We start from the raw sequence: 430 nt of genomic DNA on the forward strand, positions 1-430 counted from the left end.
GCCGTGATCGTACTGGTGCCGGCGCTGATCGGTGTGATCACACCACTGACACTGACCGTTGCTACTGCGTTTTTTGAACTGCTGTAAGTAATAACGCCGTAACTGCCGCCGCTCTAAGTCGATGTCGCTTCATTGGTCAAACTGTTACCCATACCGATACTGGCTGTGCTCGGTGTACTGAAACTCACTATAACAATACTCACGCTGCATACGATAAGACTGTTGATTAGAGAGGATTGCGCATTAACACAAGTAAAAGAAGCTTGCGTAGCCGTGATCGTACTAGCGCCGGCACTGACTGGTGTGATCACACCGCTGGCGCTGACCGTCGCTACTGCGGTATTTGAACTGTTGTAAGTGATGGTGCCATAACTACCGCCGCTCAAAGTTGAGCTCGCTGCATTGGTCAAGCTGTTACCCATGCCGATAC

1 protein-coding gene is annotated in these 430 nt (G+C 50.7%); it reads right to left on the reverse strand.

Translation table 11 applies throughout. The annotated features are described in order from the left end of the window. Positions 1–113: 113 nt before the first annotated feature. Positions 114–430 (reverse strand): Ig-like domain-containing protein (locus tag QN347_RS19500; protein ID WP_323494357.1); only part of this gene is annotated, 317 nt, incomplete at its 5' end.

Source organism: Sphingomonas sp. 10B4, from assembly GCF_035019905.1.
GTDB classification, from domain to species: Bacteria; Pseudomonadota; Alphaproteobacteria; order Sphingomonadales; family Sphingomonadaceae; genus Sphingomonas; species Sphingomonas glacialis.